We start from the raw sequence: 25,742 nt of genomic DNA, 5'->3' as shown, positions 1-25,742 counted from the left end.
AAAAATCAAGGTTTGTTGCGCCCTTGTTGTCATCGCGTTTTGGTTTTGTTGCTATCGGTTTATTTTTTGCCTAAATGTAACAAAGTGTTTGGCTAATCCTCAATTTGCTGCTAGGTATAAAGGGGCACCCACTCAAGAAAGGATAATCTATGAGTCAAAATAGCCTGTTTAGCCGTACAAGTATTATGCTAACTGGAGCCCTAGTTACATTGGGTTTGTTCATTTTTATGGCGCAACTAGTCAAAACCGACCAAGTCTCTAGCGGCACTGCAACCGTCACTCCCTCTTTTCAAATTACCGCTGATATTCCAGAGCCACTGCCCCCTAAAAAAATTGTCAGGATCAAACCTAAGCCAGTTGTGACAAAGCCTCCTGTCATTACTATCCCTAACGGTGGTGATGGTGATGTCACGCCGATTGCTGAGATTACTCCACCTGTCATGCCACAAGTTATAGAGCAGTATAGTCAAGGTCCTGTTAATCAGGATGCGCTACCGGTAGTGCAGGTGACGCCGCAATACCCTATCGGGGCTGCACGAGATGGCAAAGAGGGCTATGTAGTCCTTGAGTTTGATATTAGTACTCTTGGTAGTGTAACGAATGTAAGTGTGGTTGATGCCAAGCCTAAACGAGTATTCAACAAGTCTGCCGTGCGGGCTATTAAAGGTTGGAAGTATAAACCGAAAGTGGTGGAGGGGAATCCTGTTGTTCAGCAAAAGCAGCAGGTAAGGCTAGACTTTACCTTGGAAAAAGCGCAGTAGCTATTAACTCGGCATCATCAGTAAGAAGTTGATGCCGAGTCGTTTAACCTAGCAGAGTCTACTGCAGATCAATAGTCACTACATTGGTAACGCCAGATGCTAATTGCACCATACCAGTGGTATAAAAATCACCACTTTTAGCCTTGGCCTTTAGGTAATATTGGCCGCTATTAAGCATCTTAGTTCTGGTGTCTAATGTTAGAATTGACTTCTTATTCATCCACCCATTTTCATCCATTGAATATAGATATTGGTTGCTCTCCAATGCCGCACCGCTATCGAGATGGAAGGCAACGAAACGCACCATCGTCATTCCTTTAGGGTTTTTCTCTGCTGTAATGGAGCGGATAACTCCGTAATCCTTACTTGTTTTGCCTGTGCGATGGACGCTGATATCTTCGGATTCATTAGCATATTGAACAGGGCTATGTTCATAGGCTGGAGTGGTTGTCGTTGTGCTTGAATTTGCAGAGCTTATGGCTGCGATATCTGAAACAGAACTGGTGATGTTACGAATGTCGGTGCTTTTACAGGCAGCAAGGCTTAATACTGCTGCACATAGGAGTACTTTTTTCATTTTTTAATCCGTTAATGAGGCTTCAATCCATGACATAGTCTTAGTTAAACTAAGTTGTTAATTTTGCGCAGTGCTAAAATAGCAATCACTAAGGTTAGAGTCAACATAAGCTTATTGTGTTTCATATGAATCAAGGACTAGCCTAAACTAGCTCTAAATCAATATATTAGTTGTTATGCTACCTCCAACCCCAATCACTTAATCCCCATGACTATTCAATATGAGCCCATGGAATAAATTCTGCTTGAAAGTAAATTAAATGACTTGGGGGGACATTGGTTGTGCACTTGAATAAATCAATTGATTTTTGGATGCAAGCACTGCAAATGTGCTCCAAACTAGCGCGAGCAATGCACAAAGCTGAAGTGGTTGTTGCCAGCTGCCCGAATGTTCGTGAATTGCGCCCATAATAATTGGTCCTGTCGCGGCCAAAAGGTAACCTAGAAACTGTGCCATTCCCGACAATGTGGCAGCTTGATGTGCTGATTGAGTGCGTAAACTTATCAGTGCTAATGCAACAATAAAACCGCCTCCAGCCCCAAAACCAAATAACATTCCCCATACCATGGCGTGGTTCGGTACATAAATAAGGCCTAGGATCCCCAAAAATGCCATGATGGTTAAGCTAAAGCTCAGTAAGCGTTTATCACTGATCTTTGCCATTAGAGGAATAAGTATAATCGCAGGTACGGCCGTGAAGCAGTTGTAGCACACCGTGAATGACGCCCGCTTGATGATGACTGTAGCCGAGCTCAACCAATATAGTTGGTAGCCAACTGATAAAGATATACATCAAAAATGAGTTCAGGGCTAAAAACAAGGTGATACTCCAAGCATCGACATTTCGCCATAGATAACTATGGCTATCAGGCTCTGTGGAGTTTTTGCTAGGTGCTGAATGACTGCGCAGTTGTGGTAACCAAACGAACATAGCAATTACGGGGAATATAATTAGGCTAGCTAATGAGAACGCCCAGCTAGGCACGGCACTAATTGACAGTCTTGATGCTAGATCTGTTAATGGAATGGCTAAACTAGCACTTAGCGCTGAACCAGCCCCCATCATTAGTACATAAATAGAAGTCATCGTGGCGATCTTGGTTGGGAAGTCACGCTTCATTAAGCTCGGTAGCAATACATTGGCAATAGCAATGCCGGCTCCAATAATGACGGTTCCAGAAAATAATCCAACTGAGTTACCAATAGATCGAATGACTAAGCCTATGGTCACTAATATCAGCGATAGCATTAACGCTTGTTCTAGTCCTTGCTTACGACCAATCCTGGAAGCAATAGGAGAGAAAAATGCAAATGCGAGTAAAGGCAGTGTGGTCAGCATTCCAGCCTGGGTCGCCGATAAATTTAGTTCTAATCGAATCAAATCAAGCAGTGGGCCGATACCTGTAATCGGGCTTCTAAGGCTAAGCGAAATAAGTAACACACCTAACATCAAAAAAGTGCCGCCAGTAAGACGAGAAGATAGTGGTTTTGCCATGATGAGTTCCTTGAGCAAAAGAATGACTGCTTGGCAGTGAAAGTGGGTTAGATTACGCTTCATTTTTCTTGCTGTATTGAGATATAGTGACATTTTATATCTAAAAACGGCCAAGGTAGTTGCAACAAATTAATGCGTTTCCAGTATTTGACTCAGATGCTTTTCCACAAGATGTGGTAGCTTTAAGCATGTCTGGAGGAGAGCGGGATGCAGAAACACCACCGCATCAGCATCGTAAATGTCAGTTAGTGATGGCACTTAGCGGCTATGTAAAATGCAAAATTGCCGATGCTATTTGGATGGTGCCTCCCAACAGTGCAGTGTGGATCCCTAGCCAGCAATGGCACAGTAATTTGATCTCCAGTAATGCCAATGTATGTATGCTATTTGTTGACCCTGACGTGGAAGGCATGCCAGAAAAGAGCTGTACCTTGTCGATAACACCATTGATAAGGGAGTTGACGATACATTTGACTCAACAAGAGCAGGACTACCATGCCAGTAGTGCAACAGCCTACGTGGTAAAAGTGCTAATCGATCAATTAAGATTGATGCCGACAGCGCACTATGATTTTCCAACGCCGAGTGAGCCAAGGCTGAAGTTGATTGCGGCAAAGCTTATTCAAGCACCTGATGATAGACGAACCGTTGCCGACTGGGCAAAAGATCATGCCATGAGTGAGAGAACCTTAGCGCGACTAATCAAGCAAGAGGTCGGGCTAACCTTTGGCCGTTGGCGAGGACAGCTGCATATTGTATTGGCTCTGCAAAAGCTTGCTAGTGGTGAGTCTGTTCAACGTATTGCTGAAGAGCTTGGCTATGAATCCGTGAGCGCTTTTATTACTTTTTTCAAAAAAACGCTCGGCAAATCACCCAAGCAATACATTAAGCAGACTGATACTTAAAGCAATGCATTATAGCTTGAGCATCTGGTGATAATGACTGCTACTTTTTAGGCCACATATCTCATTATACGCTGTTTGGTACTTAAGCTGAGTCAGTTGGTAACGATGGTTGCGCAGCAACTGCTTGGCCTGCACAACTAAGCTCTCTTCCTTTTCAGTTAGCTCAATGAAGTTCTTATTGGAATCAACAGCACCAACAAGATAATGGATGGATTCTGCGATACCGATGATCTTTAGTCTATTGGTTTGCGCGAACGTCGCTTGTTGCAGCGTACCTGTTTTGCCGAAGTTCTTCATCGCTAGCTGCTAATCTATTGTTCAGCTATAGGTTTTCTTGATGAAATGGGTTCACCTTTTCAACAGGTTTATCCGCTAGAAAAGTGAAGTCAGTCAGATCTGCTTGGCGATGATAATCTTGATTGCTTGAAAACTTTGGTTTATCAGTCTGTGTTTTTGTGTTTATTTGGTTTTATTAGCCATGACTTTGTTGGTTGGTTGAGGCATTGTATTGAATGTCTAAATTAGACTTCTCCTATTCAGAGCTTGGTTACGCATGAATGGATAGATCTGGCATCATTAAAGAAAGGATAAACAATGACCTTAATATGTCCGAGGATTGTGATTGTGGGCGGTGGCGCTGGCGGACTTGAGCTGGCGACTCAACTAGGACGCAAGTTAGGTAAAAAAAAATTAGCGCAAATTATATTAGTTGATAAGAATCGTACCCATATTTGGAAACCTTTGCTACACGAAGTCGCGACAGGCTCGTTAGATTCAGATCTTGATGGTGTTGTTTATTCAGCACATGCTGCCAAACATGGTTATCAATTTCAACTTGGAACCTTTTGCGGATTATCGCCAGAACAGAAATCTATCTCAGTGGCACCGATTACTGACGACAGTGGCAAAGTATTATTACCTGAACGCCAAATACAGTTCGACAAGCTGGTGATTGCTATTGGTAGTGTCAGTAATGACTTTAATACCCCAGGAGTAAAAGAAAACTGTTTTTTTCTCGACTCTCACCAGCAAGCGAATCGTTTTCATAATGCATTGTTAGATAGTTTCACTCGAGTGCACCAATCAGATTCTATCAACGAGCTCAATATCGCTATTGTTGGTGGAGGAGCTACTGGGGTAGAGCTTTCTGCTGAGCTTTATCATGTTACCGATCTTCTAAAAGTATATGGTCTCAGCAAAATGACGGCTGAAAAGCTCAATATACATTTGATTGAGGCTGGACCTAGGATCCTTCCAGCTTTGAGCGAAAGAATAGCTGGCTCTGCACGCCATGAACTCAGTCAGCTTGGCGTCTCCGTAAAGGAGAATACTCGTATTAGCGAGGCCACATCTGCGGGGTTTGTTACCGCCGAAGGGTTATTGATTGAAGCTAACTTGATGCTTTGGGCTGCAGGTGTGAAAGCGCCTGATTTTATCAAGGATATGGCTCTATTTGAACTGAACCGTGCTAATCAAATTAAGGTTAAAGCGACACTTAAGAGTACGGTGAACGATGATATTTATGTCATTGGTGACTGCTGCGCCTTTGAGCAGGCGGATGGCAGTTTTGTGCCACCTAGAGCGCAATCGGCGCATCAAATGGCGCAATGTGCAGAAAAGAATATTATCAAGGACATGAATGCAGAGCCACTGATCGAATATGTTTACGTCGATCACGGTTCCTTGGTCAATTTATCACGCTACAGCACTGTCGGCAGCTTGATGGGAAATCTGACTAAAAGCAGTATGTTTGTTGAAGGAAAAATTGCGCGCTTCGTTTATATATCTTTATATCGCATGCATCAAAAGGCCATTCATGGCACGTTTAAAACCATAGCATTGTGGCTAGCCGAAAAGCTTATGAGAGTGGTTAGGCCGAGAATGAAATTACACTAGATTATTAGGGGATGTTGATCTTTAACGATTGTGCCCCAGTTTATTGGCTATTTTGGCAAGGTGGAGGCTATGTCGTTTAGTCATTCTCGACAAATAACTTACAACACGGTCAAAATAGCCAACAAGCGCGGCCCTTCGGGTTCGTTTCAATGTTTTATTCTTTTATGACTAGAATGCGTTACGAGCTTTTCGTTTAGCCAGCTAAGCAGCATCGCTGAAGCCTTGTACTAAAATTATTATTCCTTACGGTAAATAATCGAACGAAAACTTAGCTCGAAAGAGCTACTGCCGCTAATTATTAGCCTCGTCAAAATTACACTTTTCAAAGGTGATTGAGGTAAAGTAAGTGTAATTAGGAATGGTTTATATTTCACAAACAGATGGGTATTTGATGAGTAACCAAGTGATTGATTTAGGGTTCGATTTCGATAATAGCTATGCCAATGAACTAGAAGGGTTTTACGTCTCTTGCCAAGGTGAAAAAGCGCCGTCTCCTGAATTGGTGAAACTAAATATTGCATTGGCTGAACAACTAGGGATAAGCAATCGAGATCATGCTCAGTTAGCCGAAGTCTTTTCTGGCAGTGAAGCGCCGCAGGGAGCAGCTCCATTAGCACAAGTTTATGCCGGCCATCAGTTTGGCGGGTTTAGCCCGCAATTAGGTGATGGTCGTGCTTTGTTGTTAGGGGAGGTGCTTGATTCAAGCGGTAAACGGCAAGATATACAGCTAAAAGGATCTGGGCGTACTCAATTCTCTCGCGGCGGTGACGGTAAAGCGGTACTTGGCGCAATTCTACGTGAATATATACTGTGTGAAGCGATGCATGCATTAGGCATTGCCACCACTCGAGCACTTGCAGTCGTAACCACTGGCGAGCCTATTTACAGAACGCGATATTTACCTGGTGCTGTACTTACTCGGGTGGCATCAAGTCATATTCGGGTGGGAACATTTGAATACTTTGCTGCACAAGGCGCGGAAGATAAAGTTAAGCAGCTGGCCGACTATGCTATTGCACGTCACTATCCTGAACTTAAACAAAGCTCGCAACCCTATTTAGATTTAGTCTGCGCAGTGCGTGACAAACAAGCGCAGCTCATTGCCCAATGGATGTTAGTTGGCTTTGTACATGGGGTGATGAATACCGATAATATGACCATAAGCGGTGAAACTATCGATTACGGCCCCTGTGCATTTATGGACGACTATGATGCTCGAGCGCTATTTAGTTCTATCGATCAAGATGGTCGTTATAGCTATAGTAATCAGCCTGCGATGGCCCAATGGGATCTCGCAAGGTTTGCTGAAACACTGTTGCCGTTTATTGATGAAGATACAGATAAGGCGATAGAGTTAGCAACCACAGAGATCAAAGCCTTTTGGGAACAGTTTAGAGCTCATTGGCTGCAGGGCATGCGCGCTAAAATTGGCATGATGACTGAGCTAGATGGTGATTATGAGCTTTGTGAGCAACTACTGGCAGCAATGCAGGGACAAGCGGTCGATTATACGCAGCTATTTCGCCTGTTAGCTGATGATTTGCTGACAGACAGCAATGATGCTGAATCACTCTTTACTGACTCAAGTTTATTTATGCAGTGGAAGCCGTTATGGCTGGTCAGGTTAGCGCAAGAGTCATTGTCTGCAAAAGAGAGTGTTGAGTTAATGAACAGTGTTAACCCAATTTATATTCCGCGAAATCACTTGGTTGAAGCTGCAATAGAAGCGGCGGAAGAGCGTAATGATTACCAGCCCTTTGAAACACTCGTTAACGTATTAGCGCAGCCTTTTACTCGGCAACAAGGTAGAGAGGACTATGCTCAGCCTGCTCCAGCAAGCTTTGGAAAGTTTACTACCTACTGTGGCACTTAATCTCTCCGTTTTTACAAAAAAACCACGCAATGGAATAGTTCATTGCGTGGTAGTCGAGTACTAATGCAGAGTTGTGGGGTGGAGCATCAATCTAAAAACGCTAGCTCTAAATGTGCTTTTTCACCTTTAACTTCGACGGCGACGCGATAGCTGTCAATGGCATCTTTCCACTCAACTGAATCTAGCTCAAGGTTGTACTTACCTGATTCTAATTCCGTTATGGCCATGGTGCAGTCGACATCGGCAATGCAGTTAGAATGGTTAGCTTGATGCCAGCCAAGCTTATATTTTACTGAAGAACCGCCTTCTTTAGGGTACCCCATCAAGATTAAGTTAAAGGCACCTGCGTCGGTTACCAACTTTTCGTCATCCCCAGTCAGTGTTAATGCCACGCTGCCTTTTTCTGCATCGACCGTGGTTAGATTAACGCTTAAGGTTTCAGTATCATTAATTCCAATTGTTGAAACCGGTGGCTCGACGGGTGGCTCAACTGGTTTGTTGTCGTCATCATCACTACCACAGCCGAGTAAAAGCACAGAGCTTAGACCGATAGCACAATATAATTTAGTGTGTTTCATCGTCATTCCCTCTAGTTTACAAAGTGGCCTGTGTGGCAGGTATCACATGCCATATTGGTTTTCACACTTGGTTGGAACGTTGATTCTGAAGTATGGCAAGTTTGGCATCCCGCAACCGTATCTGAAATTGGGTGTGGGTTTTCGGTTTCACCGTCAAAAGCGTTGTTAAGCATAGTGACTAGCTCATAAACGATAGACGCTGATAGTTGCTTACAGCGCATACCTTTTTGGCTGAAGGACTTACCATTTTCTCTTGCCCAAAGGCTGATTGAAGAGTGACACATAATGCTGTTTGCTGATGTTGGTGTACCCACTTGATCCTTGGTTTCTGCCATATCAGCACCGATGCCCTCAATAAACTCAGCAGTTTGCAGCGGTAGCTCTGCACTCTCGTAGTAGCGCATGGTTGGGTTAAGAATACTATTGGCTGATTCACCATTAATCGAAAGCAAGTTAACTAGCATGCCGGTGGCATTAATATTACCGCAAACGGTTCCTTCGCCTAACATACCTGCATAACCGTAATGCGCCATTGCTGTAGGCACTTGAGCAAATTTCTCTGCATCTGGTGAGTTTGATGCCGCTAAGCTTTGAATGATGCTGTCAAAGACTTGGAACATACAACCGTTACCTGTCTCGTAGGCGAGTTTTGCGACAGTCATTGGATCTAACTTAACATAAGCAAGGCGAGTACCCACTTCTAGTTTCCAATCACCTGTGCTACTTGTTACCGCTGCTATAACTGGGTTAGCTACTAGTGCGCCGCCAGCGGCTACTGAAGAGATACCAATGATACGGTTTATTGCTTGTCTTCTATTTAATGTTTTCATCGTTTCACGTCCCATTTTTTATAAGTCACTCAATACTTAGGTTGAGCGTTTTGAATTAGCTGCAGACTCTTGATAACTGGTTTAAATTATTGCCAGATATCTTTGCTACGTTGGCTTGAGGTAAGCATGACAGACGTGAAAAACAGCGGTGGGAGCTAGTTCAAAGTAATTTTTGGGAATTTAACTGCGTTGAGGCTAGATAGCTTTGTTGATGTTTTATCTCTTTTTTATGAGTTGTCGTGAGATAAAATCTCTCTATATTGCGCTTTGTTGGTTCGTAATACTGATTACAGGGTTTTATCCTACTTATTATCATTGGTATTTATTGATCTAGATCTAATAAAGAGTCGAATCGTTATATATTTATATTATCGACTTGTAATTCTTTACTGATTTATTTTGCGAAGATTTAATAGTCAAACGTTAGCCTAGTTTTGTATTAACATTAATTAGATAAGTAGATTGCTTATTAGTGGTCTATAACATTGACGTGTTCTACATTATTGGCATTAGTTAGAACTAATGCATAGTTGTCAACAAATTATGCGAGCTATGACTAATTTGTGATTAGCTAAAGGTTTGTTGGCTCCTAAATCCAGTAAACTGGCTTTAGACTTTTATATGGACGCGATTGATATGCGGTTAAAAACCTTTGAGTTTGATATTGCTAATAGCCAATTATTCAACACTGAAACTCAAAGCTCACTTCATCTAACTCGTACTGAATGCCAGGTACTTGAGCAGCTCGCTAACCACCCTAATCAAGTCATGAGTAAAGGGCAGCTTGCCTGTGCTGGTTCACAAACCGCTGTGATGAGTGAGTCAGCAGTTGCTAAGGCGGTTTTTACGCTGCGAAAATACTTTGGCGAACAGCATGCCGATCTTATTGAAACGTTACCGCGTAAAGGTTATCGACTCAATATTCAAGTCCCCACTGCAAGTTGGTCAAAGCGATCAAAAGCCAGAAAAAAATACCTTGCGTTAACGGTGGTAGGCCTCTTGTTAGCTTGCATTGCTGTTGTCACTGCGATGCATCAATACATACTGTTCGAGAATGTTGACCCACCGATAAAAAACAGTCGCAATATCGTATTAGATAACGGTGAAGAGGTACTACTGACTTGGTTAGAATCGCCACGCATAAGATTGCGCCAAGAGGTTCCTATTGAAGAAAAAGTCATTGCAGCATTGAATCGTTGCTCTCATTTAACATGGCAAAAAGTGAACCTAGCGTTTTCTAATGATATGCAGGTGCTTAATGTATCAATGCTTGGGCAGTCAGCGAGTGGTGAAACATTGATGAGAAACATTAAGACCATTGATTTTAGTTTGAGCCCGCAGTTCATTTCAGATAACTGGCTTGAAGAGGTATCTCTCTGTGATTAAGCATCTCAAAGTGGGTCTTAGTGGCGCGCTGTTAATACTCGTTATCGGCATCATAGTGTTACAGCATATAAAAGCCACTGAGGTTGATATAGTACTTTCTTGCCGTAATGAATTAGTGTCAACTAATCCGAAAAATCACGAAATTGAACATCACTCACTTATTGCTGATTTTGCGTTGCAAAAACGTTCGGCCAGCATTAGCTACCGTTACTTCACCACTGATGGTATACCCATTGCCACCTTGCATTTGAAAGGCGATGTACTGAGCGCTAACAAGGATAAAGATACTTATATTCTTAACCTTGTGAGTAGTGAATTAATCCGCCATAACAGCGATGTACCACTGCCGCTTCATGCAACACATTTGGAGGCTTTTGCTAGCCGGAATATCACCAAGGAGGGAGTGCATAACCTGACAATACAAATTGTTAGCCGTGATGAAGCAGAAAATACTGCACTGTTGTATTTTCTGCCAAGCACTAATATCTGCGCCTGTAGTTTGGTCACTATGAGTTAAGAGTGTAGTCAGCGCTAGCGGTAGGTTTAGGCTAGCACTTTGATTTTTTTGTTAACTAACAATGCTTTTTGTCACTCTTTTTAATTCAACTATAATTTGAATTAAGAGATCTATCTTGCATGCTAGCTACTCATCTTGTCGCTAGCCTGTAGGACATATAGGATAATGGGTATGGCTGAGCTTAAAATCAAAAATGTCGGCAAAGGGTTAGGGCTGGAATTACCTCAAGAGATCGTCGAGCAATTACACTTAGGTGCTGGTGATAATATCAGCTTAGAGAAGATGGGGCATGGCAGCTACCGGCTCAGAAATAGCAATGATCTACAGGCTGAGCAAATCGCCCTAATTGAAGGGTATATGCACGAAGAGGATGCTTAGGGGCTGCTTATCTTTCATGGTCGTTTTTGTCGCAGTTTATTGACGATTTTGACCATTTTGACAATGCATAGGCTATGCTGTTTAGTCATTCTCCCCAAATAAGCTACAAGATAGTAAAAATAGCCGAGAAGTATGCCTTTCGGGTACGCTTCAGTGCTGTGATTTTTGACAACATGACAACATGACAACATGACAACATGACAACATGACAACATGACAACATGACAGCGTAATAAGCTTTATTTAGTGAGTTTACATTCCATCACTAAAGCCTTGCCCTAATAGTATGAATTTGAGAAAAACTAAGCTCGAAAGTTTAATCGCCCTAAATCTTCCCCCCTTTCATGAAAATTTCTCGTCGCAATGAAACGTGATATCAATGACGCGTCTTTACTTTTATTTTTTATACATCTACTTCATTGATTCTATGAACTATTTGTTTGTATTACTACTCACAAGTTTTCAACGCTTTATTGGTGTTAGCCGAGATTTCTTTATTAATTCGGTATATGCAATTATCGTTTATCGATAATTAATGATTGACTAGGGGTGATTTGATGGGTAGGTTCTCAACTAAATTAGCTTGAGTTAAATAAGGATGTTAAATGAAACACACTGCAAATTTGGTCATGTTTTGTGTAGGGTTAATACTACTGCCTGCTTGTCAGTCTATTTCGATCACCGAGAAACATTTTTTATACCCTGATGATTCAATTACTCAAGAAGCTATTGATACTTGGGAGCGGCAGCAAACCCTTGAGTTCATCAAATTGAAAGCGACAGATGGTACAGAATTAAGCGGCGCCCTCATTACACAGCCCAATGCTCGTTTTACGTTGATCTACTTTGGTGGTAATCAATTTAGACTCGAGTCACAGGGGGGAGAATTGGCAAAGATACTGAGCCAATTTGAGAACAACTTGTTGATAATGGATCATCGTGGCTATGGCATGAGTATGGGCTTGCCAAGTATTAGTGCACTACAAACTGATGCTGTTGATATATATGACTATGTAGATTCACAGCCAAATTTAGCTGAACTGCCCATTATTGTGCATGGGCTGTCTTTAGGGAGCGTAATTGCAGGTAGTCTCGCAAAACAACGGCCTGTATCGGGGTTGGTGTTGGAAGGTTCAACAACGACAGCAAAGGAAATGATTGATGCGCGAGTGCCTTGGTACGCGGCGCCGTTTATTGACCTGACTATTAGTGAAGAGCTCGCTAGTGTAGATAATCTTGCCAACATTGAGCACTATACTGGCGAGTTATTAATAATGGTTGGTGAAAATGATAAAACCACCCCTGTTAGTTTGTCTGAAAGCTTATATCAGCACGCAGTGACTAACACTAAGCAGCTGTTTGTGGTTGAAGGTAAAGGTCATGGCAATGCCATAAAGTCAGAATCTTTTTCTACAAAGTACCAAACCTTTGTTAAAGGTGTGCTTTTAGCGGCAGAGAGTGAAGTGCTATGAATCGAATTAAAACATTGAGCTTGCTCGTCAAGTTTGGGCTTTACTTTACTTTGCTATCGATGTTATTGAGCTTGGGAGTAGGTGTGTGGCACCAAGATCACCATGTTGTTTTAGGTGCAGAAGGTGCCATGAAAGCTTGGCTAGGGCTTGAAGTCACAGGCAATTGGGAGCCTCTGGCTGAGCAACTTGCACAAAGTGGCTTCAACGAAGTGTTGTTATTAGGCGTAATGCAGTTGGTTCCATTGTTACTCATTAACTGGATATTATTACGTTTGTTTAGCCTATATCAGCAGGGGAAGGTATTTGAGCTCGCTAATATCAATTGTTTTAGATATTTGGGCTGGACGATGGTTGGACAGTTTGTACTAAATATAATCTATCCTCCATTGCTCACTTTAAGCATGAATGAGCTGTATGCTGATCTTGTTCTTACACGGTCGATTACTTTCGGGGAGAACGATATTGCAATGTTATTGGTAGGGTTTATTATCATCGTTATCGCCGAAGTAATGCGGCAGGGGCTAATTTTGCAATCAGAGCAAGAGCTAACAATTTAATATGGCAATCGTTATTGAGCTTGATGTCCAGCTGGCAAAACGCAAGATGAAATCAATCGAGCTAGCTGCAGCCATTGGTATTACACCGCAGAACCTTTCGATCCTCAGATCCGGCAGAGCCAAAGCAATTAGGTTCTCTACCCTGGAGGCGATTTGCCAGCACCTCTCTTGCCAACCAGGAGATATACTGCGTTATTTAGATGAACCCGCTAATACCTGAAGCATAAGCTGTTGGTTATTCATGGCTGGGGCTAAGCGGCTCATTTTTTATCTGAGCGCGGCTGGGCGTGGGTTCGATACACTCTACTTGGTATTTTGCAGTGACTTTCCCCTTGGTATCAGGCGTTAGGACTTCTAGACGATACCAGCCAGAAATCGTGTTATTGGAGCTGGCCCCTTTAACAGCTAAAGTGCTACTCGCCTCAGGTTTTGAGACCGTGCGGTGCCAATTTCGCACGGCGAGGGTACTTGCTTTGTTGAACTTCAAGGTGAAGGTTGGCGACACTTTTGCGTCATGGCTTACATAGCGATATTTTACCGTTCCAGCGTTATTGCTGCTAATGCTGCCATTAAATTTGATACCCGAAGGGCAGCTGCCTTTATAGGTGCTAGGAGTGGCTTTAAATTTAATACTCTTTATCAGCGGTAACAACATGGCGGTGGCAGTTTTAGGCTTAGGTTTAGGTATTTTTGTTTCGGCTATAGCTGAAGCTAGGCAGGCGATTTTAGCATTTACTTGGGTGGTTTTTGACGCGCTGTCGGTAAAGCCTAAGCCCGTGGGTTTACATGTTAAATGATAACCTACAGTAAAGGCCGCTGGGTAATTAACATTCAAGCCTTTTGCTAGTATATGGTACTTGCTTAGTGTTGGCTGTGAGGATAAGCGCTTGTTCAGTTCATCGTTACACACCTCGCTGGGACTGAGATTTTGCCCCTGAGTATAACTATAATTTCCAGAGGCTTCATTACTGTGAGGGATCAAAAAATTAGCAGGTTCTGCACTGTCGCCTACGAGTGAAAAACCAGAGACACTCATTCTGCCCTTATAGGCTTTATTGCCCTTTCCTTCATACTTGCACTCTGCTTTTAAATTGATGGAGAACTGACTAATTTTGGTCTTGTCAACTTTATCCCAGCGCTCGCCGTTACTCGAATAGACGGTAATTACAGGCGCTTGATTAAACCCATCTTGAGCGGAGATAGATAACTTTTTAACAGAATTAGCGTTAGCGTTATTGATATTAACGGCTACAAGCAAAGTTGTAGTGAATAAAAGTGCAGCAGTACCTGAACGTGGCATAACAGGCCTCCTTATTTTGAGTATCGCTGAGCGATGCGCACCAGAGAGTACTTAGTGTCACTTTGAGGGTTAAGCTAATTTCTAATGGACACTTTGGTAGCTAAATCGTAAATGTTTTGCATCTTTTATCAGTTGAATAAAAGACTTTCTACTCATGTGAACCAAGTTACTGTGATCTCCTGCCTCAAAATAGATCTCTTTAGCCTCAACTAATAGATCGTCATAAACGGCTTCCAGATTGAAGGCTCCACCTAAAGAGGGGATTGCACCATGCTCGCAATCTTTAAACATAGGGTAGATCTGCGTTTCTTTAAGCAGGTGCAGGTCGCGGTTGAGTTTGTCTCCGAGAGAGCGCAAGCTGACTTTGTGGTTGGCGGGAAGTACAGCCATGATCTTGCGGCCTTCGTGGTCTTCTAATATCACAGCTTTAGCCAATAGTGGAGCTGCGACATTGGCGGCAATAGCTGAACTGAGCGAGTTTTTGCTGTGGCGGTGAGGGACCAGTTCGTAGTTAACCTCATTGGCGGCTAGATACTGATTTAATCGATTTGACATAGTCATAGTGTAACCCCTTTCAGCGTATGACAGTTGTCCTAATTATAGTTCAATCACACAGGTATTGTGGCGAAGCATCAGTCTGGCTAGGGCACTTTTAAGGGTAATTGACAGCTAAAGCGAGCGCCACCTAAGTGGCTATGGCTGACAAATAAGTGCCCATTAATACGCCGAGTTGCCGCCTTTGCGATAGGTAAACCTAAGCCTAAACCCCCAGTCTCTTGGTTACGGCTTTTGTCTAGTCGAGAGAAAGGCTGGAAAATGGTTTCAAATTGTAGATTGTCTATTCCGGGGCCATCGTCATCAACGGTAAGCATGATAAGGTTTTTTGGGCTGACTTTGAGGTTAACTTCTATATGAGTTGCTGCGTACTGAAGTGCATTTTTAATAAGGTTATCAAATATCAAGCGTAAATAGGCTGGATCGCATTCCAGCTGCAGCGCTTGCAGGTTTAGATTGATGCTTAAGTTGTTGTCGACGACTAGACGCTTAATCCGCCCCTGCAGAAAGTCGTCAAGTTTTATACATTGCTTAGCTTGATGGTCACACTGGTTTGATATCGAATTTAGCTTTGAGAAAGTGAGCACCTGACGAGTTAACTTTTCGATGTCATCGATGTAATCATCGATATTATCAAGTAGCACTAACTCCTCACATTTTAACTTTCGTTGTCGCAGTAACCCCGTTGCAAGTTGAATACGACTCAAAGGTGTGCGCATTTCGTGAGGCACTGCTTGGGCAAAAATTTGATTCTCGCTCACCGTTTCCGTAATGGCATCGGCCATTCTGTTAAAGCTCTGCGCCAATTCATTCACCGGTTCAGTATAATTTTTTTGGGCACGAGCACTGAGCTCCCCTCTGCCAAATTCTTGGTTTACTTTTACTAATTGGTTAATCTGCTTTTGTAGTCGTCTCACCGAAAAGTAGAGTGTAGTGCCTAATGAAATGATGACAATGAGTAGCAATAAATAGGGAATAAACTCAGAGGGGTCGTTGCGGAACAAGGTGATAAGACTGCTATTTTGTTGCCTGCGATCCCCTGAGAAAATCGAACTATTCGCTGGTTTATCGGAGATTAAAATAACCTCTTCGCTTTGCTGCAGAGGATAGACTGCCAATAGCTGTTCATCGGATAACTGGTATATAGCTGTATTGGCAATAACGCTCAAAAACTTGCAATGTTCACAATCGGCATTGGCATCCCAGTTTTTCTGCCAGAGGATCTCAAACTCAGGATCTAGTACTGTATCGTCTTTGAACAGTTGCTCTGCAGTTTGTCCATTTCGCTGCAGATATGAGCTGACGTCAATAAATACTTGCAGGCTATCTTCATAGAAATCGACAACATCGCTACGCTGAAGAAACTGCTCACTCAAATAGAAAGTGAGCAGAATGCTTGCAAATATTGCCGTTAATAAACTTAAATAAAGCCGCGTAAATAGCGGAGGGAGGTACTTAGCCATTGCTCAACATGTACCCTTTATTACGTATGGTCAAAATGGTCTGGTAGGGGAGTGCATCATCATTGAGTTTTTTACGAAGCCCTGAGATCCGCATGTCAACAGAACGGTCATTGAAGTCATAATTGATCCCTCTTAAGGCGCGGCAACAATCTTCTCTTGAAACAATCTTACCTGCGTGGGTCGCTAGTAATAATAACATCTCGTATTCTGCGGTCGTAAGAGCGGGGATTAATCCATTGCAGCTGACTTGCTGCTTATTAGTATCTATCTTTAATTGACCGACTTGAAGTTGCTTACTATCTTGCGCCGTAAATTGGTAGCGACGTAGAAGGTTCTCGATTCTCGCAAGCAAAACATGGGGCCTGACGGGCTTGGTCAAGTAGTCATCAGCGCCAAGCTTAAGTAAGCTGACTTCACTGATATCATCACTGCAGGCCGTCAAAACCAGTATGGGGTGTTGATAAAATTGGCGCAGCTGTTTACACACTGACACGCCGTCGAGTCCAGGTAACATCAAGTCCAGAATGATAAAATCTGGTTGCTCATGATGAACCGTTGTTTTGGCTTTAGCGCCATCAGCAATAATATGTGTGCTGTAACCTTCAGCTTCGAGGTACATGGCGGTTAGGCGCGAGATCTCTTTGTCATCTTCAATGATGAGTATTTTAGCTTTACTCAAAAAACCTACCTCAATATAGCGCCAGCAGCGCTCCGGTTAAACAGCGATTCAGTATCGCTAATTCTACAGGGCTCAGGTGAAATTAGTAGCCCGCTTACATATGCTTACATTGCCACGGAGCTGCTTACTCATGCTTACCTTAAGGGCGCCGAGAGTATGTTAATTTCATTTCTCAATTCAAGATGTAAGGGGAATAAAATGGTGGCAAAGGCAATCATTGCAGGAGTGGTTTGTGTAAGTTTTTTAGCTTTAGTGGCCTGTAATTCGGACTCTTCAAAAACACCAGCTAACCAATCGGGCACAGATTTATCAGCGGAGACTGTAGCGCTAGGGATAGAAGCCATACCTGCTCAGTTATCGTCAACCTACAGTATGGCTCTAAAATTTAATCGTTATACCAAGGTCACCGCGCCCAACAATAAACCAATTCATATCGTCGCCCAGGATAAGTTGAGCGATAACCAAATCGTACGTGCACGGGCAATCCTAACCCATTACCTGACTGACTTACCTGGTTCAAAATATGGTAGTGATAAATCTGCCGTGGCTAACAAGATGGCGACTAATGGTGCAATTTTGCTGTTACTCAATGGCAGTGATGATGGTAGCAACAGCGCCGCAAACTTAAATGGTCAACCACTGTACCAAAATGAAATACAAGTAGAAGGTGGCACTTGGTATATCAATCAAGACTTTGAACAACATCGAGATGCTAGTTTTGAAGAGATATTACATATGGTGCATGACTATGGCATAGGGATTGATCAAAACAGCGAATTCATTGGTGCCTTACCTGAGTTTCAAGCCGAAATCCGCTCTGCTCAAATAACGGCGTTAAATGACAAGTTGTGGGGTGGAGATACGAATTGGATAACAGAGCTGACCGCTGAGAATAGCTTAACTCAAGAGTATTTGGCGTCAGTCATCGATGCCTATTATGGCCTCTGGGGGGCGTGGACTGGGAGTGAAACCCATAGCATGTGGGGAGGATATGTTGCTAAAACACGGGCAGAAATAAAGGGTGAAGACCCATTAGCAGCGACACTGATGGATAAGCAGTTTTTTCATTCTTACCTCACTTATAATGCTCGTATTGACGCTAGCTTTAAGGGAGACTTTAGTCTTAGGTTTGAGCCAAAGCTGGGGTATACCCACCACTCTCAATACTTAAAGGACATTACCTTGACGGGTAATGAAGCCAGCAATGTAGTGGTTAACCAGTTTGACAATAATATCAGTGGAAATAGCGCTAAGAATCAGGTGAAATTCAGTGGTAATTCATCGCAATATTCTATAGAGAAACAAGAAGATGGTACGACTGTTGTGGCCGATTTAGTAAGCAATAGAGACGGGGTAAATACTCTTAAAGAGATTGAACAGTTAGTATTTGAAGATAGCAGTATTTCACTATAGCCTCTTTGTTATGTTAAGCCGCTAATCAAGCGGCTTTGACCTCAGGCTAACTAATTCTGCGGCTGTAGCGTTGTTCAAAGCTAAAGGCACTCATTTTAAAGGTGCGAACGGCGTCAACCCAACCCACAATAAAAGGCACAAGTGTCCAACTAAACACTAGGTATAAGCTGCCTTTTAGATACTGACCTAAGTAGAACTTGTGGATCCCTAAGCCGCCAAACAGAATGCTAAACCATATAGCGAGCCGCTGATTTTTAATGCGAATATCGGGATCAACACCAGAGAGAGATTCAAGACCTTGAGCGGCCTTGCAATGCGGACAAGCAGCTAGGTTCAGGTCGATCTCTTGGCTGCACTGAGGGCAATTGATGTTTTGCATCACAATCTCCATTAATCAATATAGTGTCAGGGCTTATTATGCGTACAAGTGTTCGCTGAATGTAGGTGTGTGGATCACAAAATGAAAATATAGCTGACAAGGAGCTGAGTTAGCGGCTCTGATGCTGCGTTGATGAACTTGAATCTATTTCACTATGCTCTTCATTCATAGCAAACCCCATGGCCAAGTATGTTCCTGATAGGCTTAAGGCATCCCATCCAACCTTGGAGGTCTGATATAGGAGATACGAGCGCAAGGATGCTCGAAGTTAGAATAATGCAGTAGCGATTATCGGGAGTAACGCAGGAGCAGTTACCAAGGAGCATTTAAAGACCTTACTTTGAAGCCGTTAAACTCTCGATGAGCGAGAAAATCTGTATTCTGGTTGGTATTAAAAACGTGCTGATTATTTGTAATAAAAAGCAGCGTTCTACATAGGGCATAGGGCATAGGGAGACATTAGTGAGGGGGTTGACCAGCCATGAAGGTCACGGCTGGTTAAAGTACAGTGTGCAGCTTATTTATGATGTGCTTGTAGCATTTGAAACAACACATCTTTAAGGTTCGCGCGCTGAACTTTTAGCTGATGCATATGTTCGTCGTCAGTAGGACTGCCGTTCACTTCAAGTTTTCGAATTTCATAATCTAACAGATGATACTGCTTGGACTGCTCTTCAAAGGCGGGATCTTTATGGTTTAAATGTACAATGTCTTGTTTAAATTCTGGGAAGTCAAAAATAAGCGCGTGATTCTCATTTAGCATAGCTACTCCAGGAGTCTGAACTACAAGGTTGTCTATGACCCACATTACAGCATTATCGATTTTAGCAAAGGGGTTAATGCCGCTATTTTGCCGATCGAGTTAACAAAAATTACTATGCCAAGTCGCTTCTAAGAGGAGGAAGATACTCTCATACCGTGGGTACGAGAGTGCTAGGAGTCAGATATTGTGACTGTATGCTAGTGAGATCAATTGAAGGTATTTTTCAACTGATTGGCAAAGGCGATAAACTTCTCTTTAATGGTACGCTTTACTGAAACAGATAAACTGCCGAGTATGACTTTACCTTCGATGGTAATGATAGGTGCTTGGCGGTTCGCCATCGACGGAGCACAGTTTTCAATGCTACTGACCGCACAGTAAGTTTTGCACACCACATTGACATTCTCGGGGATAAATACCGTTGCGCTACCTAAAATACAGTTGAGCTTTATGGTGATATCTTGGTGCTGAAAAATGGCATCGGTAAAGTCGAGGGTTGTTTCGCCTAACACATTGTTGACTTTGATTATTTTGGGAACCACCCACTGACCGCTACGCTCATTGTTACCAAGCACACAATTGATATTCAGCGTATCATCTTGTTGGTTACTAGAATAATTAGGCGTAAATTGCTGATCTTTCTTACTGCTGTAATCATCGTCAGCGGACAGTGACAGATCCGAAACTAAATTGAGCAAGTCTTGATGAGACTCACTGGCCATCGCATCATCGAGACGTCGCTCAAATGCTTCAGCAGATATTATTCCGTGACTGTAGTTCACAATCAGCTTGTCGATGACTTCTTCTCTTACTTTCTCAATAGGTCTATCTTCTAACGTGACTGGCATCAGCCGCTCCTTTGGCTCTAAATTGATAATACAAAACAGTAGTATTGAACTAAAAATAAGCATTTTTCATGCCGAACACCCAAATGCCAGCCTAATCATGATGTTAGTGATTTGTTGTCATCTTTATGGGTTAGCATACCGTCACAGTTTAGCTAATTAGTTAAACATAGCACCAAATAGTGGTGGTTTTAACTGCAGTAATAGTATTACAGCGGTTGGAAACGGTTAGAGGAAGGTGGCGTTAACGACTAATTTGGTTAAGGCGTGCGAATGATTAAAGATTAAAATCTTGCCAGTAACTGTATAGGCCACCTATATTCAATGAGCACATTAAGGCCATCGCACCTTTGAGCTCTTCATCGCTCCAAAGCCACCATTGCATCTCGAGCAATTGAGATATTTCGGTTTCTGAAAAACGGAAACGAATATGTTTTGCAGGGTTTGAACCTACAATTTCGTAGGGCGCAACATCTTTGGTCACTACCGCGCGGCTAGCTATAATCGCGCCATCACCCACAGTCACACCACTCATTATCATGGCTTCGCTGCCAATCCATACATCATTGCCTATGATGGTATCGCCAGCACGCTCAAACCCATCTTTGGCTCCGATAAAGTTGTCATTGTCTTGATAAAAGAAAGGAAAGGTACTGATCCAATTGTTTTGATGACCTTGATTTCCCGCCATCATAAAGACCGCGCCAGATCCAATCGAGCAGTAGCTACCAATCATGAGCTTATCAATGTCTGTTCTATCCGCCATTAGGTAACGTGCACAATCATCGAAACTGTGATTATGGTAATAGCCAGAGTAATAACTGTGCTTACCAACAACAATGTTTGGGTTGGTGACTTGCTCTTGGAGCGACTTACCCTCAAAAGGGCTTTCGAAATAATTGTTCAAGCTAAAAACCTTTTTAACTTCTGTGGATGCTGGGTCTCAGGAGCGTGCCTAACACTGAGTGACAATACTGCTCAATGTCGGCTCTCCAGAGGTTTGCCAATGGTACTCAAAATAGCAATTAGTTGCCTTTACTTCTGCGACACTAGGCCTGTTTTTCGGCACTGTTACATCGAAGCCACTGGTTGCGACGAGTCTATGTCAACGATTATTCAGATTTTGCGGAAATTCGGTTGACTACTTCATGAGCTTCTTTTAGTCCAGCCCCTGTCTCTTGGCGATATAGGCGAATAGCGGTTAACTTTTTACCTAAGGTAATCGCCGTTAACACATCTTTAGATACATGTATGTTTTCGTCAAACACAATGCCGTTGTTCTCTAAGAGTGTGTCTATTTTATTTTCTATGATTTTTAGCTTTCTATCTGTGTTCTGTATATGGAAAAAGTAAAAAACGAGTCCTAAAATTATGATGATTAATAGTGGTTCTTCCATGATGTATCGATTCCTTGTCCTTTGAGGGTTTTGTTGCGCGCTATCTTTAAATTGAGCGTTATCTACTCACTTGTTCTGTATAGCACTTTTGCTTTGCTTAGGGAAGCGGGTGACTCTATTGTGTCGCGATTCGACAGAGAGCTTTATCAAAAAACAAATAGCCTTTAGCTATACCCGTGCGACTTGAAGATGCAGGATTCAGTGGGAGTTTAATGGACTTTAATCACGGCATTGATTGCCACTAATGGTCATTCCCTTGGTAAAATCAATAACACTGAGTAAAGTCCATGCTTTTTATATAAAAAAAACCATCGCAGAAGGCTTTGTGTCAGCCCACTTCGTTGTTGCACTAATTTAAAAGGGAATAACCATTTCTACATTAATGCGCCTAGAATTGAACTGGCACAATGCCTCTGAAACGAGCATCTTCAAGTAGAACGGGTATAAAACTTTAGCGCTGAGCGTTACACCTGTCAGTGCAACAAATTAAAAGGTAGAGACAAAAATGCCGATAGTGGAGCATCACTATCGGCATTTTATTTAGGCCGAACCAGTTTCTAAGAGAAAGCTTTAATTAAGATGTGCTTTCGCTTGTTAGCCATTCTAGATCTGAGTTAACCCATGCAAGTGTTAATTGTGCGAGGGCGATATAGAATTTTCCTGTATCTACTTTGGCGACTTTCGCTACAAAAGTCGCTAGCCAGTTGGTCAGGTTGTCGCGAATAAATTCAAGCTGCTGCTGGTTACTAGTGTACATAGCGATATGTGCCACATAAGCCAATATCACTGCCAGGTGATCGGCAGGCTCTGGAAACTCACTCTGTACCTGCAGCTGGCTCTGTTTTAAAAACTGCGTCATCTGTTGGTGTTGCTCACCAAATAGTAAAGGCTCATCACCTTTGGCCACTGGAGTGTCAGTTAGGTACAAACTTGCGTAAGGTGAAGCGCTATTGTTAGTACCGACTAGAAATAGGCCGCAATAGTCGGCAGCAAGCTCTAGCAAGGCCTTATCGCTATTGAGTTTAGCCAGTTCTGCGACGAGAACGTCTACATCAGCCTTAAAGTTTGGCTCTTCAGCAAGTTGTGACCAAAATGCTTGTGCCTGAGTACTGGTTAGCTCATGCAATGTCTTATGATCAACCTCTTTGGCGAACAAAGATGAAAGCAATTGATAAATAGTGCTTCTTGCCTGATTTACTGGGTTAGCTGTTTCTGCGCTCATAGTGCTATCTCAACGGGTCCGCTAAATGAACTGACACTTGGTACTTTACCTTGATACTTTTCAAATTCAACTAGACAAGTATAGGCTGAGCAGGCTTGAGCAAGTTTTGAGGTACCAATATCTTGGGTCAAGGTGTTGGGGTCGCCATAGCTACATAACGCACCAATTTCGGCGCCGCCCTCTTTGCTGCCATCTTCGCCAACAGGACCATACCAAGCCCCTTCATGGATACGAATAACGCCTTTCGGGAAGTTATTTGACACTACGGCACCAGCGAGAAGTTGGCCGCGGTTATTAAATACCCGCACAACGTCACCTGCTTTAATGCCACGTTTTTTCGCGTCATCAGGGTTTAGATAAACCGGCTCTCGGCCATTGACTGTGTAAGTTTCACGGAACTGCTCAGATTCACACATCTGTGAGTGTAAACGCTTATCAGGGTGGCAAGACTGCATCCACACGGGGAACTTATCGGAACCAGGTCCGCCATGGCTGCGCTCTGATTTTTCCATCCAAGTTGGGTGGCCTGGACAATCATCATATTGGTACTGGGCTATCTTACGACTAAAGATCTCAATCAAGCCTGACGGGGTACCCAATGGGTTGATTTCAGGATCTTCTCTAAAGGCTGCATGACGAGTCCAAGGTTTACCTTCGCCAAAGTGCACGTAACCTTGCTTCCAGAACTCATCAAATTCTGGCATGTCAAATTTACCCGCGTTAGCATTCTTACAATCAGTGTATAGCTTGTTGAGCCATTCGCGTTCAGTCATGCCGCGGGTGTACTCTTTTTCTTTACCCATAATACGAGCAAAGCGAGTGAATATTTCGAAATCCGATAAGCTTTCATAAAGTGGCTCGACCATTTTTTGCATCGCCAAAACACCACGATTCGCGTAGCTACCATAGACATCGATATCGTTGCGCTCGAACGTAGTACATGCAGGCAGCACTATATCGGAGAAGCGGCAAGTCGCCGTCCAGTTCATGTCGATAGTCACCACACATTCAAGCTTTTGGAATGCTTGCTTCATGCGGTTACGATCTTGATGGTGGTTCCAAGGGTTGTTACCGGAAAACACCATCATTTTAATATCAGGGAAAGTGACTTTACTGCCGTTTGAGTCAATCGTTTTCCCTGGCTCCAGTATCGCGTCTATCCAGCGTGCGACGGGAATAGTGCTGCTAGTGCCTTTAAAATCATTGCTATCAAACAGTGGCTTTTGGTCTTCATCCAAGTTACGCGGGAATGCACCTGGCGCTGCTGCACCTGAAGATGGCACCCCAATGCTCGAGTAGTGGTGACCATAACTAATACCGCCGCCTGGTAAGCCTATTTGACCTGTCATCGTGGCAAGTACAGCCGCCATCCAATAAGGCTGTTCGCCATGCTGCTGACGCTGGATACACCAGCCCATCAGCATTTGCGTGCGACTTTGAGTCATCACCTTGGCTAAATCTCGGATAATCTCTGCGGAAACGCCGGTGATCTCTGCCGCCCACTCAGGTGTTTTTTCAATCCCATCGGTTTCACCCTGAATATAAGGTAGGAAACGATCGAAGCCTAAGCTGTAACCTTCAATGAATTTAGTATCGTGAAGATTTTTAGCGACCATTTCGTGGGCAATACCTAGCATTAACGCCACATCGGTTTGCGGGTTAACGTACAGTTGTTCACAACCTAAATACTGTTGGGTCTTAGTGACGACAGGGTCAATGCTGATTACGCGGATTTCACCTTTAGCCACTTTATCTTTTAGCTGTGCAAGGTAAGCGTATGACTCATGCGTTTCTGCATTCCATCCCACTTGTAAGTTTTTGTAGGGATCGTTCGACCATAAGATAATGGTTTTAGAGTTCTCGAGTATGAGTGGCCAAGATGTGCCTTGGGCGTACACTTCAGTTGAACCCAAGATGTAAGGCAAAATAGTCTGCCCGGCACCGGTTGAGTAATCGCCGACTTTCTTAACGAAGTTGCCATGCATGCCCACAGCACGCTGCATATGGCTGGTGCTTGAGTGTAATTGACCCGTTGCACGCCAACCTGTTTGGCCTGCATGTAGCCCTGAAGGCCCATATTTGGTCTGCACTTCATCAAGTGAATCTTTAAACAGTGACAGGGCTTTATCCCAAGTGACACGAACAAAGCGGAAGTCGCCGCGTTGGCTAGTATCGCTCTTATGGCCCTTAAGCAAAAAGTCTAAACGTACCATTGGGTAGCGTACGCGAGAAGGGTTGTACACTAACCCCTTAACGCCGTTAATCATGTCGGTCGGGTATTTGTCGCGATCGAATGGAATAACTTGGTCAATCACGCCGTTTTTGCGCTTCATTTTAAATGCGCCAAAGTGTGAACCTGTCGTTAGCCAACCATCGCCCGCTTTTGCGCCAGAGGCTGCTAGCGCATTCAATGGCGCCAGGACTGACGAGCCGCTAAGTACAACATATGAGGTGCCGACTAAACCTTTTAGAAAATCTCTTCTGTTCATGATCTGCTGTCC

Annotated in this window: 28 protein-coding genes; 11 read left to right on the top strand and 17 right to left on the bottom strand. The window is 43.2% G+C overall.

What is annotated here, in order from left to right:
* The first annotated feature begins 149 nt into the window (after positions 1-149).
* The gene (locus SWP_RS17945) at positions 150-761 is read left to right on the top strand and encodes an energy transducer TonB (protein ID WP_020914032.1); all 612 of its coding nucleotides are present in this window, start codon (positions 150-152) and stop codon (positions 759-761) included.
* A 58-nt stretch (positions 762-819) separates the two neighbouring features.
* On the opposite strand, the gene SWP_RS17940 is transcribed toward SWP_RS17945, so the two are convergent.
* The 3 genes from SWP_RS17940 to SWP_RS17935 form a co-directional block, all read right to left on the bottom strand.
* Positions 820-1,338, bottom strand: a complete 519-nt coding sequence (locus SWP_RS17940; protein WP_020914031.1) for a hypothetical protein — start codon at positions 1,336-1,338, stop codon at positions 820-822.
* 255 nt (positions 1,339-1,593) lie between these two features.
* Positions 1,594-2,001 carry an MFS transporter gene (locus SWP_RS24540; protein WP_020914029.1) on the bottom strand — a complete coding sequence of 136 codons (408 nt, stop codon included), beginning with the start codon at positions 1,999-2,001 and terminating at the stop codon, positions 1,594-1,596.
* Positions 1,985-2,833, bottom strand: coding sequence for an MFS transporter (locus tag SWP_RS17935; RefSeq protein ID WP_020914028.1), 849 nt, complete (start codon positions 2,831-2,833; stop codon positions 1,985-1,987). Before SWP_RS17935 ends, SWP_RS24540 begins: the two co-directional genes overlap by 17 nt.
* 188 nt (positions 2,834-3,021) lie before the next feature.
* Here SWP_RS17935 and SWP_RS17930 point away from each other — a divergent pair, with 188 nt between their 5' ends.
* Complete coding sequence (locus SWP_RS17930) at positions 3,022-3,738, top strand: AraC family transcriptional regulator (protein WP_079892008.1); 717 nt, start codon at positions 3,022-3,024, stop codon at positions 3,736-3,738.
* A gap of 9 nt (positions 3,739-3,747) precedes the next feature.
* On the opposite strand, the gene SWP_RS17925 is transcribed toward SWP_RS17930, so the two are convergent.
* Positions 3,748-4,035, bottom strand: a complete 288-nt coding sequence (locus SWP_RS17925) for a hypothetical protein (RefSeq protein WP_020914026.1) — start codon at positions 4,033-4,035, stop codon at positions 3,748-3,750.
* Positions 4,036-4,332: 297 nt separating this feature from the next.
* On the opposite strand from SWP_RS17925, the gene SWP_RS17920 reads away from it, so the two are divergent.
* Positions 4,333-5,634, top strand: coding sequence for an NAD(P)/FAD-dependent oxidoreductase (locus SWP_RS17920; protein ID WP_020914025.1), 1,302 nt, complete (start codon positions 4,333-4,335; stop codon positions 5,632-5,634).
* A gap of 391 nt (positions 5,635-6,025) precedes the next feature.
* Positions 6,026-7,507 (top strand): protein adenylyltransferase SelO, encoded by a 1,482-nt coding sequence (locus SWP_RS17915; protein ID WP_020914024.1) that lies wholly within the window; start codon positions 6,026-6,028, stop codon positions 7,505-7,507.
* A gap of 86 nt (positions 7,508-7,593) precedes the next feature.
* Here SWP_RS17915 and SWP_RS23100 read toward each other — a convergent pair whose 3' ends face one another.
* Positions 7,594-8,085 (bottom strand): hypothetical protein, encoded by a 492-nt coding sequence (locus SWP_RS23100; protein WP_020914023.1) that lies wholly within the window; start codon positions 8,083-8,085, stop codon positions 7,594-7,596.
* Between the two features lie 11 nt (positions 8,086-8,096).
* Entirely contained in the window at positions 8,097-8,915 is an 819-nt protein-coding gene (locus SWP_RS17905; RefSeq protein ID WP_020914022.1) for a cytochrome c3 family protein, read from the bottom strand.
* A gap of 636 nt (positions 8,916-9,551) precedes the next feature.
* Here SWP_RS17905 and SWP_RS17900 point away from each other — a divergent pair.
* The 6 genes from SWP_RS17900 (at position 9,552) to SWP_RS17875 (ending at position 13,445) form a co-directional block, all read left to right on the top strand.
* Complete coding sequence (locus tag SWP_RS17900; protein WP_187148511.1) at positions 9,552-10,301, top strand: winged helix-turn-helix domain-containing protein; 750 nt, start codon at positions 9,552-9,554, stop codon at positions 10,299-10,301.
* Positions 10,294-10,818 carry an aldehyde dehydrogenase family protein gene (locus SWP_RS17895; RefSeq protein ID WP_020914020.1) on the top strand — a complete coding sequence of 175 codons (525 nt, stop codon included), beginning with the start codon at positions 10,294-10,296 and terminating at the stop codon, positions 10,816-10,818. Before SWP_RS17900 ends, SWP_RS17895 begins: the two co-directional genes overlap by 8 nt.
* A gap of 171 nt (positions 10,819-10,989) precedes the next feature.
* Positions 10,990-11,196, top strand: coding sequence for an AbrB/MazE/SpoVT family DNA-binding domain-containing protein (locus SWP_RS17890; RefSeq protein ID WP_044556066.1), 207 nt, complete (start codon positions 10,990-10,992; stop codon positions 11,194-11,196).
* 605 nt (positions 11,197-11,801) lie between these two features.
* The gene (locus SWP_RS17885) at positions 11,802-12,668 is read left to right on the top strand and encodes an alpha/beta hydrolase (protein ID WP_020914018.1); all 867 of its coding nucleotides are present in this window, start codon (positions 11,802-11,804) and stop codon (positions 12,666-12,668) included.
* The gene (locus SWP_RS17880; RefSeq protein ID WP_020914017.1) at positions 12,665-13,225 is read left to right on the top strand and encodes a DUF2975 domain-containing protein; all 561 of its coding nucleotides are present in this window, start codon (positions 12,665-12,667) and stop codon (positions 13,223-13,225) included. Before SWP_RS17885 ends, SWP_RS17880 begins: the two co-directional genes overlap by 4 nt.
* Before the next feature lies 1 nt (position 13,226).
* On the top strand, positions 13,227-13,445 hold the full coding sequence (locus tag SWP_RS17875; RefSeq protein ID WP_020914016.1) for a helix-turn-helix domain-containing protein: 219 nt from the start codon (positions 13,227-13,229) through the stop codon (positions 13,443-13,445).
* Between the two features lie 15 nt (positions 13,446-13,460).
* Here SWP_RS17875 and SWP_RS17870 read toward each other — a convergent pair whose 3' ends face one another.
* From SWP_RS17870 to SWP_RS17855, 4 genes are all read right to left on the bottom strand, one after another.
* Complete coding sequence (locus SWP_RS17870; protein WP_020914015.1) at positions 13,461-14,525, bottom strand: hypothetical protein; 1,065 nt, start codon at positions 14,523-14,525, stop codon at positions 13,461-13,463.
* An 81-nt stretch (positions 14,526-14,606) separates the two neighbouring features.
* On the bottom strand, positions 14,607-15,086 hold the full coding sequence (locus SWP_RS17865) for an aminoacyl-tRNA deacylase (RefSeq protein WP_020914014.1): 480 nt from the start codon (positions 15,084-15,086) through the stop codon (positions 14,607-14,609).
* Positions 15,087-15,166: 80 nt separating this feature from the next.
* Complete coding sequence (locus tag SWP_RS17860) at positions 15,167-16,543, bottom strand: ATP-binding protein (RefSeq protein ID WP_020914013.1); 1,377 nt, start codon at positions 16,541-16,543, stop codon at positions 15,167-15,169.
* The gene (locus tag SWP_RS17855; protein WP_020914012.1) at positions 16,536-17,222 is read right to left on the bottom strand and encodes a response regulator transcription factor; all 687 of its coding nucleotides are present in this window, start codon (positions 17,220-17,222) and stop codon (positions 16,536-16,538) included. The genes SWP_RS17860 and SWP_RS17855 overlap by 8 nt, the downstream gene beginning before the upstream one ends.
* A 198-nt stretch (positions 17,223-17,420) precedes the next feature.
* Here SWP_RS17855 and SWP_RS17850 point away from each other — a divergent pair, with 198 nt between their 5' ends.
* Positions 17,421-18,635 (top strand): hypothetical protein, encoded by a 1,215-nt coding sequence (locus SWP_RS17850; protein ID WP_020914011.1) that lies wholly within the window; start codon positions 17,421-17,423, stop codon positions 18,633-18,635.
* A 46-nt stretch (positions 18,636-18,681) separates the two neighbouring features.
* Here the strand turns inward: SWP_RS17850 and SWP_RS17845 are convergent, their stop codons facing one another.
* From SWP_RS17845 to torA, 7 genes are all read right to left on the bottom strand, one after another.
* Positions 18,682-19,014, bottom strand: a complete 333-nt coding sequence (locus SWP_RS17845; RefSeq protein ID WP_020914010.1) for a TM2 domain-containing protein — start codon at positions 19,012-19,014, stop codon at positions 18,682-18,684.
* Between the two features lie 517 nt (positions 19,015-19,531).
* Positions 19,532-19,777 carry an HP1242/YdcH family protein gene (locus SWP_RS17840; RefSeq protein ID WP_044556065.1) on the bottom strand — a complete coding sequence of 82 codons (246 nt, stop codon included), beginning with the start codon at positions 19,775-19,777 and terminating at the stop codon, positions 19,532-19,534.
* A 206-nt stretch (positions 19,778-19,983) separates the two neighbouring features.
* A complete protein-coding gene (locus tag SWP_RS17835) occupies positions 19,984-20,625 on the bottom strand; it encodes a LiaF domain-containing protein (protein WP_020914008.1) in 642 nt (213 codons plus the stop codon).
* Positions 20,626-20,899: 274 nt separating this feature from the next.
* The gene (catB, locus tag SWP_RS17830) at positions 20,900-21,529 is read right to left on the bottom strand and encodes a type B chloramphenicol O-acetyltransferase (RefSeq protein WP_020914007.1); all 630 of its coding nucleotides are present in this window, start codon (positions 21,527-21,529) and stop codon (positions 20,900-20,902) included.
* A gap of 205 nt (positions 21,530-21,734) precedes the next feature.
* Positions 21,735-22,019, bottom strand: coding sequence for a hypothetical protein (locus SWP_RS17825; protein ID WP_020914005.1), 285 nt, complete (start codon positions 22,017-22,019; stop codon positions 21,735-21,737).
* A gap of 574 nt (positions 22,020-22,593) precedes the next feature.
* Entirely contained in the window at positions 22,594-23,241 is a 648-nt protein-coding gene (gene torD / locus SWP_RS17820) for a molecular chaperone TorD (RefSeq protein ID WP_020914003.1), read from the bottom strand.
* Positions 23,238-25,730: a trimethylamine-N-oxide reductase TorA gene (torA, locus tag SWP_RS17815; protein WP_020914002.1), complete on the bottom strand. Its 2,493-nt coding sequence runs from the start codon at positions 25,728-25,730 to the stop codon at positions 23,238-23,240. Before torA ends, torD begins: the two co-directional genes overlap by 4 nt.
* Positions 25,731-25,742 lie beyond the last annotated feature (12 nt).

It is taken from the genome of Shewanella piezotolerans WP3, assembly GCF_000014885.1.
Taxonomy (GTDB): Bacteria; Pseudomonadota; Gammaproteobacteria; order Enterobacterales; family Shewanellaceae; genus Shewanella; species Shewanella piezotolerans.
Note: the sequence above shows the minus strand (reverse complement) of the source record. Positions and strands in the feature narration are given on the sequence as shown.

Coding starts and splice junctions, on each gene's coding strand:
- SWP_RS17930 (WP_079892008.1), top strand. CDS start 3,022: ATGTCTGGAGGAGAGCGGGATGCAGAAACACCACCGCATCAGCATCGT.
- SWP_RS17925 (WP_020914026.1), bottom strand. CDS start 4,035: ATGAAGAACTTCGGCAAAACAGGTACGCTGCAACAAGCGACGTTCGCG.
- torA (WP_020914002.1), bottom strand. CDS start 25,730: ATGAACAGAAGAGATTTTCTAAAAGGTTTAGTCGGCACCTCATATGTT.
- SWP_RS17900 (WP_187148511.1), top strand. CDS start 9,552: ATGCGGTTAAAAACCTTTGAGTTTGATATTGCTAATAGCCAATTATTC.
- SWP_RS17920 (WP_020914025.1), top strand. CDS start 4,333: ATGACCTTAATATGTCCGAGGATTGTGATTGTGGGCGGTGGCGCTGGC.
- SWP_RS17870 (WP_020914015.1), bottom strand. CDS start 14,525: ATGCCACGTTCAGGTACTGCTGCACTTTTATTCACTACAACTTTGCTT.
- SWP_RS17940 (WP_020914031.1), bottom strand. CDS start 1,338: ATGAAAAAAGTACTCCTATGTGCAGCAGTATTAAGCCTTGCTGCCTGT.
- SWP_RS17905 (WP_020914022.1), bottom strand. CDS start 8,915: ATGAAAACATTAAATAGAAGACAAGCAATAAACCGTATCATTGGTATC.
- SWP_RS17845 (WP_020914010.1), bottom strand. CDS start 19,014: ATGCAAAACATCAATTGCCCTCAGTGCAGCCAAGAGATCGACCTGAAC.
- SWP_RS17840 (WP_044556065.1), bottom strand. CDS start 19,777: ATGCTAAATGAGAATCACGCGCTTATTTTTGACTTCCCAGAATTTAAA.
- SWP_RS17865 (WP_020914014.1), bottom strand. CDS start 15,086: ATGACTATGTCAAATCGATTAAATCAGTATCTAGCCGCCAATGAGGTT.
- SWP_RS17885 (WP_020914018.1), top strand. CDS start 11,802: ATGAAACACACTGCAAATTTGGTCATGTTTTGTGTAGGGTTAATACTA.
- torD (WP_020914003.1), bottom strand. CDS start 23,241: ATGAGCGCAGAAACAGCTAACCCAGTAAATCAGGCAAGAAGCACTATT.
- SWP_RS23100 (WP_020914023.1), bottom strand. CDS start 8,085: ATGAAACACACTAAATTATATTGTGCTATCGGTCTAAGCTCTGTGCTT.
- SWP_RS17860 (WP_020914013.1), bottom strand. CDS start 16,543: ATGGCTAAGTACCTCCCTCCGCTATTTACGCGGCTTTATTTAAGTTTA.
- SWP_RS17915 (WP_020914024.1), top strand. CDS start 6,026: ATGAGTAACCAAGTGATTGATTTAGGGTTCGATTTCGATAATAGCTAT.
- SWP_RS17935 (WP_020914028.1), bottom strand. CDS start 2,833: ATGGCAAAACCACTATCTTCTCGTCTTACTGGCGGCACTTTTTTGATG.
- SWP_RS17875 (WP_020914016.1), top strand. CDS start 13,227: ATGGCAATCGTTATTGAGCTTGATGTCCAGCTGGCAAAACGCAAGATG.
- SWP_RS17835 (WP_020914008.1), bottom strand. CDS start 20,625: ATGCCAGTCACGTTAGAAGATAGACCTATTGAGAAAGTAAGAGAAGAA.
- SWP_RS17825 (WP_020914005.1), bottom strand. CDS start 22,019: ATGGAAGAACCACTATTAATCATCATAATTTTAGGACTCGTTTTTTAC.
- SWP_RS17850 (WP_020914011.1), top strand. CDS start 17,421: ATGGTGGCAAAGGCAATCATTGCAGGAGTGGTTTGTGTAAGTTTTTTA.
- SWP_RS24540 (WP_020914029.1), bottom strand. CDS start 2,001: ATGGCAAAGATCAGTGATAAACGCTTACTGAGCTTTAGCTTAACCATC.
- SWP_RS17880 (WP_020914017.1), top strand. CDS start 12,665: ATGAATCGAATTAAAACATTGAGCTTGCTCGTCAAGTTTGGGCTTTAC.
- SWP_RS17890 (WP_044556066.1), top strand. CDS start 10,990: ATGGCTGAGCTTAAAATCAAAAATGTCGGCAAAGGGTTAGGGCTGGAA.
- SWP_RS17945 (WP_020914032.1), top strand. CDS start 150: ATGAGTCAAAATAGCCTGTTTAGCCGTACAAGTATTATGCTAACTGGA.